Origin of the sequence: Pseudomonas proteolytica, assembly GCF_007858275.1 — a bacterium.
In the GTDB taxonomy this organism is placed as follows: domain Bacteria; phylum Pseudomonadota; class Gammaproteobacteria; order Pseudomonadales; family Pseudomonadaceae; genus Aquipseudomonas; species Aquipseudomonas proteolytica.
The window spans coordinates 172,958-185,689 of sequence record NZ_VFEV01000006.1; the positions used below are offsets into that span (position 1 = coordinate 172,958).

Here is a 12,732-nt window from a genome sequence, read left to right on the forward strand (position 1 = left end):
GACTGGAACCAAGGTCTGTAAGACTGGTCTAGTCTTTGGCATCTGGAAACCCAATCCCAAGGAGAGCGCACTATGAGTCTTTTTAGCTTTATCAAAGAAGCCGGCGAGAAAATCGTTGATCTGTTGACGCCGGGTAATGCGAACGCGAGTGAGCAGTTGAAGGATCACGTCGCCAAGGTCGGCCTGGGTAATCCGAATGTGCAGACCACGGTGGACGGTGACAAGGTAACGGTCACCGGTGAAGTCGCCAGCCAGGAAGAGAAAGAGAAGATTCTGTTGGCGCTGGGCAACATTGCCGGCGTGGCTACTGTGGATGACCAAATCACCGTAGCCGGGCCCGTCGTTGTGGCTTCGCGCTTTGTTGTGGTGAAAAGCGGCGATACCCTCAGCGCGATCTCCAAGACCGTTTATGGCGATGCCAACAAGTACAACAAAATCTTCGAGGCCAACAAGCCGCTGCTGTCGCACCCGGACAAAATCTACCCAGGGCAGACACTGCGTATTCCTGAGTAAGCTTGTCCCCTTGTAGGAGCGAGCTTGCTCGCGAAGGTCGTTAACGATAACGCGGACATCCTGAATGAAAGCGCTGTCCAGACGTTTTTCGCGAGCAAGCTCGCTCCTACAACGATAATTCTGAAATCAATTCCCGGTAATGCTCGACCGCATCGAACTCCGCCGTATCCTTCGGCCCCTTGCGGCTGTCCGGCTGTTTGACCGCCAGCAAATGCCCCACGCCAAAATCCCGCGCACTGCGCAGAATCGGCAAGGTGTCGTCGATAAACAGGCTACGTGCCGGGTCGAAGTCGATATCCGCCTGCAATGCGTCCCAGAACTGCGGGTTTTCCTTGGCAAACCCATAGTCGTGGGAACTGATCAGCCGTTCGAAATACGGTGCCAGTTCAATGCGTTCCAGCTTCAACGACAGCGAATCGCGGTGGGCATTGGTGATCAGGATCACGCGTTTGCCGGCCTGTTTGATCGCCGCCAGGAAGGTATCGGCATCCGGGCGCAGGGCGATCAAGTGGGCGGTTTCCAGCTTGAGTTCGCGCACCGGGATCTTCAGTTCGGCGCTCCAGAAATCCAGGCAATACCATTGCAACTGGCCGGCGTTACGCTCGAACAGCGGCTGCAACTCCATCTCGGCCATGGCCTGGCTCACCCCGTGCAGTTCGGCATAGCGCCGGGGCAGGTGTTCCATCCAGAAGTGGTTGTCGAAATGCAGGTCGAGCAAGGTGCCGTCCATGTCCAGCAGGACGGTGTCGATATCGGACCAGGGCAATGGAGGCATGGTGGGGTCTCAAGCAGGTAAGTAAATATATCCGACACAGACAATCGGAAAAGCCACGGTATAGTAACCCGATCACGCCAAGGAGCCCTTTATGCGCCAGAAACCCACCGTCCTCGCCCGCGAAATTGTCGCCAGTAGTCGTTTGTTCCGCGTGGAGCAAGTGCAGTTGCGCTTCTCCAATGGCGTTGAGCGGACCTACGAGCGCCTGGTGGGCCGTGGCGCAGGGTATGGCGCGGTGATGATCGTGGCGATGATCGACGCTGACCACGCGCTGCTGGTGGAAGAATACTGCGGCGGCACGGATGAGTATGAACTGTCCTTGCCCAAGGGCCTGATCGAACCGGGCGAAGACGTGCTGGCGGCGGCAGACCGTGAACTCAAGGAAGAGGCGGGCTATGGCGCACGGCAGTTGGAACACTTGACCGAACTGTCTCTGTCCCCAGGCTATATGAGCCAGAAAATCCAGGTGGTGCTGGCCACCGAGCTTTACGAAGAGCGCCTGGAGGGTGACGAACCCGAGCCGATGCGCGTGGACCGGGTCAACCTGCGCGAGCTTGCACAGCTGGCGCAGCACGCGCAGTTCAGCGAAGGCCGCGCCCTGGCCGCGTTGTATCTGGTGCGTGACCTGCTGGCCCAGCGCGGAGCCTACCAGCCATGAGTGAATTGTTCCTCGGCCACCCTTACATTGCCCCGGTGATCGAACTGGCCCGCCAGGCCGGTGAGGTGATCCTGCCGTATTGGCGTGCCGATGTGGCCGTGACGGCCAAGGCGGATGATTCGCCGGTCACCGCCGCCGACCTGGCCGCCCATCATCTGATTCTTGACGGTCTCACCGCGCTGGATCCGAGCATCCCGGTGCTGTCGGAAGAAGACGCCGATATCGACCAGAGCGTGCGTGCCGGTTGGCAGCGCTGGTGGCTGGTAGACCCACTGGATGGCACCAAGGAATTTATCAGTGGCAGTGAAGAATTTACCGTCAACATCGCCTTGATCGAACACGGGCGTGTGGTGTTTGGTGTGGTTTCCATGCCCACCAGTGGCCGTTGCTACTTCGGTGGTGCCGGGCTTGGGGCGTGGCGCTCCGACGTGAATGCCGCGCCCCGGCAGATCCAGGTGCGGCAGAAACCCGCCGCCGGCGAGGCGTTCACCGTAGTCGCCAGCCGTCGCCATACCAGCCCCGAACAGGAGCGCTTGCTCGACGGCTTGAGCGAAGGGCTCGGGGAGTTGAAGCTGGCCAATATCGGCAGCTCCTTGAAATTCTGCCTGTTGGCCGAAGGCAGCGCCGATTGCTATCCGCGCCTGGCACCAACCTCGCAGTGGGACACCGCCGCTGCCCAGGGCGTGCTGGAGGGCGCTGGCGGCGAAGTGCTGGAATTGAATGGCCAGCGGTTCAGCTACCCGGCGCGGGCGTCGCTGTTGAACCCGTTCTTCCTGGCCTTGCCGGCCAAGGCCGCCTGGCGCGAGCGCTTGCTGGCGCTGGCAAGGTCATAAACCGCCGCGATCAAAAATGTGGGAGCGGGCTTGCTCGCGAAAGCGGTGTATCAGCCAATACAAGTGCTGACTGATACACCGCTTTCGCGAGCAAGCCCGCTCCCACATAAGCCCTGTGCCCACATTGGTTATGTGTTGCAGGGTTTAGCGGTGCAGGACGTACTGCCCGGTAAACACCACCGCCGGCGCTTCACTGCCCTCATTCACAATCCATGTCTGCAACGCCAGCCGCGCCCGGCCATGGCGTTGGTAGGTCGCCAAAAAGCGCTTCCATACCTTGTCCTCCGGGGCCGGGCAAATCGCCGTGGCGTCCTGGGTGACAGGCAACGGGTAGCTGATCTGCCCTTCCTGGATCACGATATGCCCGTCTTCAACCCCTTCCTCACGCAATTGCAGGTGCAGCCAGCCCCAACCCGCGAGTACGGCGCCGCAGTACAGGCTGCCGCCAAACATGGTGCTCTTGTGGTTGATATTGGCTTGCAGCGGTAAGTGCAGGCGCAGTTGCCGGTCCTGCCAGTCGAGCACCTTGAGGCCCATCTCCCGGGTCAGGGGGATGTCATGGTGCAGAATCGATTCCAGGTAACGGCTATCGCGGCTCATGGCGGCCTCTTGGCGGGTGGGAAAGGTCATTCGTCATCGGCGTGGGCGTTGCCGCTGTCGGCAAAGCTCAACCCATGTTTGCGCAGCTTGTCATGCAAGGTCTTGCGTGGCACCCCCAGGGCTTCGGCCAGGCTGCGCACGGAGCTGTGGGGGCGGCCGAGTTCGGCGGCGATCAAGGCTTTTTCAAAGTGCTCGACTTGCTCGCTCAAGCCCCCGGTAGACATCGGTACGCCGGGCGCCGGGCCGTCGGGTGTGCTGTCCAGGGCCAGTTCCAGGCCGAGGGCGAAGCGTTCGGCGACGTTTTGCAACTCCCGCACGTTGCCCGGCCAGTTATGGCGCAACAGCATTGCCCGTTGGCCGGGTTGCAATTCATGCAACGGCAGGCCATGGCGGCTACTGGCCTCGTCGGCAAAGTGCTGGAACAGCATCAAGGCATCTTCGCCACGCTCACGCAGGGGCGGAATGCGCAACGGCGCGACGTTCAGGCGGTAGTACAAGTCTGCACGGAAACGCCCCTGGTCGGCGGACTGGCGCAGGTCTTCCTTGGTGGCGGCGATGATGCGGATATCCAGCGGGATCTGCTGATTACCCCCCAGGCGCTCGACCACACGCTCCTGCAACAGGCGCAGCAACTTGACCTGCACATCCAGGCTCATGCTCTCGATTTCATCAAGGAACAACGTGCCGCCGTTGGCAAACTCGAACTTGCCGATCCGCCGCTTCTGCGCCCCGGTAAACGCCCCCGGCTCATGGCCGAACAGTTCGCTTTCCACCACGGATTCGGCCAGTGCCCCGGCGTTGATGGCAACGAAGGGCCCGGTGCGGCGGTTCGACAGGTCGTGCAGGGCGCGTGCCACCACTTCCTTGCCGGCGCCGGTTTCACCGAGGATCAGCACATCGGCGCGGGTCGCCGCCAGCGCGCCAATCTGCTCGCGCAGGCGCAGCATCGGCGCCGACTGGCCCACCAAACGGGTGCTCAGTTGCTGGCGATCACTCAGGGCCAGGCGCAGGCTGCGGTTGTCCAGCACCAGCCGGCGCAGGGCCAGGGCGCGGCGTACGCTGTCGAGCAGGGCGTCGCTGGCAAAGGGTTTCTCGAGGAAGTCATAGGCGCCGGCGCGCATCGCCTGCACCGCCAGTGGCACATCGCCGTGGCCGGTGATCAGCAGCACCGGCAGCTCCGGGTCCTGGCCGTGAAGTTCGGCGAGTAGCTCCAGGCCATCCATGCCGGGCATGCGAATGTCGCTGACCACCACTCCCGGCCAGTCGCGCGACAGCTGCGCCGTAAGGCCAGTGGCTTCGCCAAGGGGCAGGACTTTCAGCCCGGCCAGGTCCAGGGTCTGGCACAGGGCCTGACGCAGGTGTGGATCATCGTCGATCAACACCACCTGAATCTGGTTATCGATACTCATACACTGCGGTCCTCGGACGGTTGCAGACTGACGCCAGGTGCTCCGGCGCGCAGTTTCAAGGTTATCAGTGCGCCGCCTTCCTTGTGGTTGGCAAACAACAGTTCGCCACCAAAGGCACGCATCAGGGTGTCACAGATGGCCAGGCCCAACCCCAGGCCCTGGGTGCGGGTCTTGGTGGTGTAGAAGGGCTCGCCGGCGCGCCCCAGGGCTTCCATGCAGAACCCCGGCCCGTTGTCGCGGATGTACAGGTTGACGCCTTGATCGGTGGATTCGGCACTCAGCCACAGTTTGCGCGGCGGGCCCTTTTCGGTCAGGGCGTCCAGGGCGTTGGCCAGCAGATTGCCCAGTACCTGGCGCAGGCGGGTTTCCCCGGCTTCTACCCACAGGGATGCCTCTGGCAAGTCGCGGATCAGTTCCACTTCCATGGCCCGCCGGCGCTTGGCCAGCAACGCCAGCGCGTCGTCCAGGGCTGGTTGCAGGGCTACGCTTTCCGGGGCATGCCGGTCGCGGCGGGCAAAGGCGCGCAAGTGGGCGATGATCGAGGCCATGCGCCCGGTCAGTTCGCTGATCAACTTGAGGTTGCCCCGGGCGTCATCGGTGCGCTGGTGGTCGAGGAGAATCCCGGCGTTTTCCGCGTAACTGCGGATGGCCGCCAGGGGTTGGTTGAGCTCATGGCTGATGCTCGCCGACATGGTACCCAGCGCCGACAGTTTGCCGGCTTGCACCAGGTCATCCTGGGCGCGTACCAGCTCCTGCTGGGCATTTTCGCGCTCCAGTACTTCCTGGCGCAGGCGGCGGTTGAGGCCTTCGAGGTCGCTGGTCCGTTCGGCCACGCGCATTTCCAGCTCGCGCCGGGCCTTGGCTTCAAAGGCGATGCGTTCCAGGTAATGGCGCCGGCGCTGCATCATCAGGCCGAGCAGCAGCATCAGCACCAGCAAGGTCGCGCCGCCGACCGCGACTACCGTGCGCACGGGGCGGTCGATCAGGGTGCGGGGGGCAAGGATTTCCACATTCCAGCCGGTTTCGGCGATTTCGGTGGATTGACGCAGCCAGGCACTGGAGCTGAAATTCAGGGGCTGCGGATCGCGGGTCGGGTAGGGCTGGATCGCGATGATGGCCTGGCGCTCGGCCTCGGTCAGTGGCCGGGTGGTGCGAAAACGCCATTGTGGGCGTGAGGTCAGGATCACCACGCCATTGTGGTCGGTGACCAGCAATTGTTCGGGGGTCTGGCCCCACAGGCTTTCGGTGTGGTCCAGGTCAACCTTGACCACCAGCACGCCGATCACATGTTCGTCTTCGCGCACCGCAGCGGCAAAGAAGTACCCGCGCTTGGCCGACGTGGTCCCCAGGCCGAAGAAGCGGCCCAGGCGCCCGGCCATGGCTTCGCTGAAATAAGGCCGAAAGGAAAAGTTGCGGCCGACGAAGCTGTCTTGTTTGTCCCAGTTCGAAGCGGCCAGGGTCTTGCCGCGGGTGTCCATCAGGTACATCACTTCCACGCCCGCCTGGGCCGCCACCTGCTTGAGCAATTGGTTGGCGGCCACCAGGTTGGTGCTGACCTGGGGCGCTGCCAGGGCGGTGCGCAGGGCCGGCAGGTCGCCGAGGATCTGCGGCAACACTTCGTAGCGGTGCAGGGTGCCCAGCAGGTTGGCGACGTACAGGTCGAGGGTCTGGCGGTTCTGCCCGGCCAGCTCACTGCGGTAGTAACGCTCGGCCAGATGCTCCAATGGCCACAGCAGTGGCGCCAGGCACAATGCCAGCAAGGCCAGGCTGCGCCAGCGGGGTCTGCGTGGAAGGGGTGGAGTCATGTAAGTCTGCGCCTGTGGGTACAGGCGCATTATGCCTAGTGCTGCTGTGCAAGACACTCGCGCAATGCTTCGCGCCACTGCGGTTGGCTAACTTGCCATTGTTGTTGCAGGCGGCTGCAATCGAGGCGCGAGTTCAACGGGCGCTTGGCGGGCGTTGGGTACTCGCTGGCAGGAATCCCTGCAAGCGCGGCGCAGGCCTTGCCTTCGGCCAGCAATTGCTCGCCGATGGCCTGGGCAAAGCCGAACCACGAGGTCTCGCCCTGGGCCGTCAGGTGATACACGCCCCACTCGCCGGCCTGGCCAGCCTGCCAGCGCTCGATCAGTGCGCGGGTGCTGTCGGCGATGGTCCCGGCCCAGGTCGGTGCGCCGATCTGGTCGGCGACGATGCGCATGTGGGTTTTTTCCTGGAGCAGGCGCTGCATGGTCAGCAGGAAATTCTTGCCATGGCTCGAATACACCCAACTGGTGCGCAGGATCAGGTACTGACCACCCACTGCCGCGATGGCCTGTTCGCCCGCCAGCTTGCTCATACCGTAGACGCCCAACGGGTTGGGTGCATCGTCCTCGGTGAAGGGCGCAGGCTTGCTGCCGTCGAACACGTAGTCGGTGGAGTAGTGGATCAGCGGGATGCCCAGGGCCTTGGCTTCTTCGGCCAGGACACCGGGCGCCGTGGCATTGATCGCGAAGGCGATGTCGGGCTCGTTCTCGGCCTGGTCGACAGCGGTATGCGCCGCCGCGTTGATGATCAGCCCGGGGCGATGGCTGCGGACCTGTTGGCGGATCTGTTCGGGGTTGGCCAGGTCGAGCTGGTCGCGACCGAGCACCACCAGTTCGCCCAGGCCCTGCAGCCGCTGTTGCAGCTCGCGGGAAACCTGGCCGTGTTGGCCGGTGATGAGGATTTTCAAGGGTGTACCGCTCACATTCATTTGGCTTCCCCAGCGAGGGTGAACAGGTACTGGCCATAACCAGTTTTGCCGAAGTATTTGGCCCGTTCGAGCAGATGGTCGCGGTCGATCCAGCCGTTCTCGTAGGCGATTTCTTCCAGGCAAGCCACTTTCAGGCCCTGGCGGTGCTCGATGGTCTGAACATAGATCGAGGCTTCCAGGAGGCTGTCATGTGTACCGGTATCGAGCCAGGCGAAGCCACGGCCGAAGCGTTCGACATGCAGGTCGCCACGCTTGAGGTAGGCATTGTTGACGTCGGTGATCTCCAATTCGCCCCGTGGCGATGGCTGGACGGCCTTGGCGATCTTGACCACATCGTTGTCATAGAAGTACAGGCCGGTCACGGCATAGCTGGACTTTGGCTTGGCGGGTTTTTCTTCGATGGACAGCGCGCGTCCTTCAGCGTCGAAATCAATTACGCCGAAGCGCTCCGGATCCTTGACCCAGTAGCCAAACACCGTCGCGCCGGATGGACGCTTGGCGGCGGCGCGCAGTTGCTCGCTGAAATGCTGGCCGTGGAAGATGTTGTCACCCAGGATCAGACAAACCGGGTCATTACCGATGAATGTTTCGCCGATCAGGAAGGCCTGTGCCAAGCCATCGGGCGAGGGTTGTTCGGCATAGCTGATTTGCACGCCGAACTGGCTACCGTCACCTAGCAGGTTGCGGTACTGCGGCAAGTCCACCGGTGTGGAGATCACAAGGATCTCCTTGATTCCGGCGAGCATCAGCACGGAAATCGGGTAGTAGATCATCGGTTTGTCGTACACCGGCAGCAGTTGCTTGGAAACCCCCAGGGTAATGGGGTGCAGGCGCGTCCCGGAGCCACCGGCAAGTACGATTCCCTTCATCATGCAATCAGGTCCTTCGCTTCGGTGTTACCGAGTCGTTCGCCCTGGTAACTGCCGTCCTGGACCCGACGGCACCATTCCAGGTTATCGAGGTACCACTGAACGGTCTTGCGCAGGCCGGTTTCGAAGGTTTCTTCAGGAACCCAGCCCAATTCGCGCTCGATCTTGCTGGCGTCGATGGCGTAGCGCTGGTCGTGGCCTGGGCGATCCTTGACGAAGGTGATCAGGTCGCTGAATTGGGCAACGCCGGCCGGGCGCTGTGGCGCCAGCTCTTCGAGCAGTGCACAGATGCCACGGACCACGTCGATGTTTTTCTGCTCGTTGTGCCCGCCGATATTGTAGGTCTCGCCCACCACACCTTCGGTGACCACTTTGAGCAACGCACGGGCGTGGTCTTCGACAAACAACCAGTCGCGCACTTGCAGGCCGTCGCCGTACACCGGCAGGGCTTTACCTGCCAGGGCATTGAGGATCACCAGCGGGATGAGCTTCTCTGGGAAGTGGAACGGCCCGTAGTTGTTCGAGCAGTTGGTCAGCAGCACCGGCAAGCCGTAAGTGCGCTGCCAGGCGCGGACCAGGTGGTCGGATGCCGCCTTGCTCGCGGAGTAGGGCGAGCTTGGCGCGTAAGGCGTGGTTTCGGTGAACAGATCATCCACGCCATGCAGGTCGCCATACACTTCGTCGGTGGAGATGTGATGGAAGCGGAAGGCACTCTTGGCCGGCTCTGCCAACTGTTGCCAGTAAGCGCGAGTGGCTTCCAGCAGGCTGTAGGTGCCGACGATGTTGGTCTGGATAAAGTCCGACGGGCCGTCGATGGAGCGGTCGACATGGGACTCGGCTGCCAGGTGCATGATGGCCTGGGGCTGAAAGCGTGCCAGCACTGCGCTGACGGTGGCCTGGTCGATGATATCGGCCTGGACGAATTCATAGCGGGCATTGGTCGCAATGCTGGTCAGCGACTCAAGATTGCCGGCGTAGGTCAGTTTGTCGAGGTTGAGAACTTCATGTTCAGTGTTTTGAATCAAATGGCGGATCAGTGCGGAACCGATAAAACCGGCACCACCGGTAACAAGAATACGCATGTCGGGAGGCCTTTTCCTTAGACGGACATTGAGCGAATGGGGCATAGCTTGCGGGCTTGCGATGGGCGGTGCAAGGGGCGGTGGTCAGATTGGCCCGGCTTGCGTGCTCAAAGAAGACAATCACAATGGGTTAGGGTTGCATCAAACCTATCAACAATGGCGATATAAGCGCCGGACAAAAAACCAGGGGCCGTCACATGTTGCTCGATACATTGATCCACCGCGCCAGTTTGTCGTGCCCGCAGGTCGGGCCGCAGCAGGCTTTGCAGTTGTTGGAGCAGCATTACGGCCTCAGTGGCACGCTGCAGTCCCTGGGCAGCCAGCAAGACCTCAATTACCGCGTCGACAGTGACCGTGGCCGCTTCGTCCTGAAAATCTGCCGTGGCGAGTATGCCGCCATGGAGCTGCACGCCCAGCATGCGGCCCTGGCGCACTTGCAATCCGAGGTGCGGGTGCCAGAGGTCATCAGGGCCCTCGACGGCGAGCAACTGCTGACCGTGACGGTCGCCGGGCAAACCCTGCATGTACGTTTGCTGGACTATATCGAAGGCCAGCCGCTGACCCACCTGCCGCACCTGGGCCGTGAGGTGATCGAAGGTTTTGGCCGGCTGTGCGGGCAGATGAGCCAGGCGTTGGCCGGCTTCACCCATGCGGGCCTTGCGCGCACGCTGCAGTGGGACCCGCGCCATGCCGGGGAGTTGATCAGCCATTTGTTGTCGACACTCGACAACCTGCCGCACCGCGCGGCCCTGGAACGGGTCGCCGCACAGGTCGAGCAGCGCATCCGGCCCCTGGCCGATCAATTGCCCTGGCAAGCCGTGCATATGGATATCACCGACGACAATGTGGTCTGGCAGCGCGATGCCCAGCGGCATTGGCGGGTGCAGGGGGTCATCGATTTCGGCGACCTGGTGCACACCTGGCGGATTGCCGACCTGTCGGTGACCTGCGCCGCGTTACTGCACCACGCCGAGGGCGACCCGTTCGCGATCCTGCCGGCGATCCAGGCCTGTCACGCCCTGACGCCCCTGCAGCCGCAAGAATTGCAGGCGCTGTGGCCGCTGATCGTGGCCCGCGCGGCGGTGTTGGTGTTGAGCAGTGAACAGCAGCAGCGCCTGGACCCGGATAACACCTACCTGTTGAAGAATGCCGAGCACGAGTGGGAAATCTTCCAGGTAGCCACCTCGGTGCCGTTTGAGTTGATGGAGTCGGCGATCCTGGCTTGCGTCGGTGCTACCCCGTCGTTCACCGCTAGCGAAGACTTTGCCCCGCTGCTGCCGGGCCTGGTGGGACGCGAGTTCGCTCTGGTCGACCTGGGCGTGCTCAGCCCGCATTTTGAAGCAGGTAATTGGGAAGCCCCTGGCATCGATCAGCAACTATTGCAGCAAGCGGCGGCGGCCCATGGCTTGGCGGCCAGCCGTTATGGCCAATATCGCCTGTCCCGCACGCGCCCCGATTGCGCGGTCGAACCCGATACCTTCGCGCTGCATGTGGAACTGCATGCGCCTGCGGGTACGGTCGTACAAGCGCCGTTTGCCGGCACCCTGCGGCGCACGGCCGATGGCGGCCTGTGTCTGCACAGTGCGCAACTGAATATATGGCTGTGGGGGGTTGAACCGACGTTGCAAGCCGGTGCCGCGGTGCTCAAGGGCCAGGTCCTGGGTGAGGCTGGCGGGCTATTGGCGGTGCAACTGTGCCGCGTCGACCTTGAGCCACCTTTGTTCTGCACGCCATCGCGCGCTGCGGCCTGGCAGGCGTTGTGCCCCTCGCCGGCGACGCTGCTGGGTCTTGCCTGCGACGCCGAGCCGGAGCTGGATCCACACGCCTTGCTGGCCCGGCGCGATGCCAGCTTTGCGCGCTCGCAGAAGCACTATTACGTTGACCCGCCGCGCATCGAGCGCGGCTGGCGCAACCATCTGATCGATATGCAGGGCCGTTCCTATCTGGACATGCTCAACAACGTCGCGGTGCTGGGCCACGGCCATCCGCGCATGGCACAGGTGGCGGCGCGGCAGTGGTCGTTGCTCAACACCAACTCACGCTTTCACTACGCCGCGATTGCCGAGTTCTCCGAGCGCTTGCTGGCCCTGGCCCCGGATTCCATGGACCGGGTGTTCCTGGTCAACAGTGGCACCGAAGCCAACGACCTGGCGATCCGCCTGGCCTGGGCCTACAGCGGCGGGCGCGACATGCTCAGCGTGCTGGAGGCTTACCACGGGTGGTCGGTGGCGGCCGATGCGGTGTCCACTTCGATTGCCGACAACCCCCAGGCCTTGAGCAGCCGGCCAGACTGGGTGCATCCGGTGACCGCGCCCAATACCTATCGTGGCCAATTCCGTGGCCCGCACAGTGCGCCGGATTATGTGCGCAGCGTCGAGCACAACCTGGCGAAGATCGCGGCCAGCCAGCGCCAACTGGCGGGTTTTATCTGCGAGCCGGTGTATGGCAATGCCGGCGGTATTTCCTTGCCGCCGGGCTACCTGCAGCAGGTGTACGCCCTGGTCCGCGCCCAGGGCGGGGTATGTATTGCCGATGAAGTGCAGGTCGGTTACGGACGCATGGGCCATTTCTTCTGGGGCTTTGAAGAGCAGGGCGTGGTGCCGGACATCATCACCATGGCCAAGGGCATGGGCAACGGCCAGCCCCTGGGCGCGGTGATTACCCGCCGGGAAATCGCCGAAGCGCTGGAGGCCGAAGGGTATTTCTTCTCGTCCTCAGGCGGCAGCCCGGTCAGTTGCCGGATTGGCCTGGCGGTGCTGGATGTGATGGAGCAAGAAAAACTCTGGGAAAACGCCCAGGTGGTCGGCGCGCATTTCAAGGCGCGGCTGCAAGCGTTGATCGAGCGCCATCCTCTGGTGGGAGCGGTGCATGGCTCGGGCTTCTATCTGGGGTTGGAGTTGGTGCGGGATCGGCAGACGCTGGAGCCGGCCACCGAAGAGACCGCGCGGTTGTGCGATCGTCTACGTGAACTGGGGATTTTCATGCAACCGACCGGGGACTATCTGAACATCCTCAAGATCAAGCCGCCGATGGTCACGTCTAAACGCAGTGTGGATTTCTTTGTCGACATGTTGTCGAAGGTGTTGGATGAAGGGTTGTAGACACCGTTCTATGAGTTGAAATGAGATCACCACTGTGGGAGATTCTATGTTGCAGGTAAACCCTGCAACCTTAAGTTCGGTTGGTATTCGCTCTGGTTTTTCATCAGCGCGAATGCCACCCGGCAGAGCTTGCGGGCGAGGATTACCAGGGCTTGGGTCTT

At 62.5% G+C, this 12,732-nt stretch carries 11 protein-coding genes and 1 pseudogene; 4 read left to right on the top strand and 8 right to left on the bottom strand.

Annotation, left to right across the window (positions count from 1 at the left end):
- The first annotated feature begins 72 nt into the window (after nucleotides 1-72).
- Nucleotides 73-513 carry a peptidoglycan-binding protein LysM gene (gene lysM / locus FIV38_RS06690; RefSeq protein WP_029299807.1) on the top strand — a complete coding sequence of 147 codons (441 nt, stop codon included), beginning with the start codon at nucleotides 73-75 and terminating at the stop codon, nucleotides 511-513.
- A 106-nt stretch (nucleotides 514-619) separates the two neighbouring features.
- Here lysM and yrfG read toward each other — a convergent pair whose 3' ends face one another.
- Complete coding sequence (gene yrfG / locus FIV38_RS06695; RefSeq protein WP_092232741.1) at nucleotides 620-1,288, bottom strand: GMP/IMP nucleotidase; 669 nt, start codon at nucleotides 1,286-1,288, stop codon at nucleotides 620-622.
- 91 nt (nucleotides 1,289-1,379) lie between these two features.
- Between yrfG and nudE the strand changes: the two genes are divergently transcribed.
- Together nudE and cysQ are read left to right on the top strand one after the other, a co-directional pair.
- Nucleotides 1,380-1,946: an ADP compounds hydrolase NudE gene (nudE, locus tag FIV38_RS06700; RefSeq protein WP_092232743.1), complete on the top strand. Its 567-nt coding sequence runs from the start codon at nucleotides 1,380-1,382 to the stop codon at nucleotides 1,944-1,946.
- A complete protein-coding gene (gene cysQ, locus FIV38_RS06705) occupies nucleotides 1,943-2,779 on the top strand; it encodes a 3'(2'),5'-bisphosphate nucleotidase CysQ (protein ID WP_092232745.1) in 837 nt (278 codons plus the stop codon). Before nudE ends, cysQ begins: the two co-directional genes overlap by 4 nt.
- Nucleotides 2,780-2,923: 144 nt before the next feature.
- Here the strand turns inward: cysQ and FIV38_RS06710 are convergent, their stop codons facing one another.
- The 6 genes from FIV38_RS06710 to rfbB are packed head-to-tail and all read right to left on the bottom strand — an operon-like array spanning nucleotide 2,924 to nucleotide 9,470.
- Nucleotides 2,924-3,379 (bottom strand): YiiD C-terminal domain-containing protein, encoded by a 456-nt coding sequence (locus FIV38_RS06710; protein WP_092232747.1) that lies wholly within the window; start codon nucleotides 3,377-3,379, stop codon nucleotides 2,924-2,926.
- A gap of 26 nt (nucleotides 3,380-3,405) precedes the next feature.
- Complete coding sequence (locus tag FIV38_RS06715; RefSeq protein WP_092232749.1) at nucleotides 3,406-4,788, bottom strand: sigma-54-dependent transcriptional regulator; 1,383 nt, start codon at nucleotides 4,786-4,788, stop codon at nucleotides 3,406-3,408.
- Nucleotides 4,785-6,593, bottom strand: coding sequence for a sensor histidine kinase (locus FIV38_RS06720; protein WP_070995049.1), 1,809 nt, complete (start codon nucleotides 6,591-6,593; stop codon nucleotides 4,785-4,787). The genes FIV38_RS06715 and FIV38_RS06720 overlap by 4 nt, the downstream gene beginning before the upstream one ends.
- 35 nt (nucleotides 6,594-6,628) lie before the next feature.
- Complete coding sequence (gene rfbD, locus FIV38_RS06725; RefSeq protein ID WP_092232751.1) at nucleotides 6,629-7,519, bottom strand: dTDP-4-dehydrorhamnose reductase; 891 nt, start codon at nucleotides 7,517-7,519, stop codon at nucleotides 6,629-6,631.
- Entirely contained in the window at nucleotides 7,516-8,391 is an 876-nt protein-coding gene (rfbA, locus tag FIV38_RS06730; protein WP_092232754.1) for a glucose-1-phosphate thymidylyltransferase RfbA, read from the bottom strand. The genes rfbD and rfbA overlap by 4 nt, the downstream gene beginning before the upstream one ends.
- Nucleotides 8,388-9,470: a dTDP-glucose 4,6-dehydratase gene (gene rfbB, locus FIV38_RS06735; RefSeq protein WP_092232757.1), complete on the bottom strand. Its 1,083-nt coding sequence runs from the start codon at nucleotides 9,468-9,470 to the stop codon at nucleotides 8,388-8,390. The genes rfbA and rfbB overlap by 4 nt, the downstream gene beginning before the upstream one ends.
- A 197-nt stretch (nucleotides 9,471-9,667) precedes the next feature.
- Here rfbB and FIV38_RS06740 point away from each other — a divergent pair, with 197 nt between their 5' ends.
- The gene (locus tag FIV38_RS06740) at nucleotides 9,668-12,571 is read left to right on the top strand and encodes an aminotransferase (RefSeq protein WP_092232760.1); all 2,904 of its coding nucleotides are present in this window, start codon (nucleotides 9,668-9,670) and stop codon (nucleotides 12,569-12,571) included.
- Between the two features lie 44 nt (nucleotides 12,572-12,615).
- Here the strand turns inward: FIV38_RS06740 and FIV38_RS06745 are convergent.
- Nucleotides 12,616-12,732, bottom strand: a pseudogene (locus FIV38_RS06745) (IS110 family transposase); the annotation flags it as partial.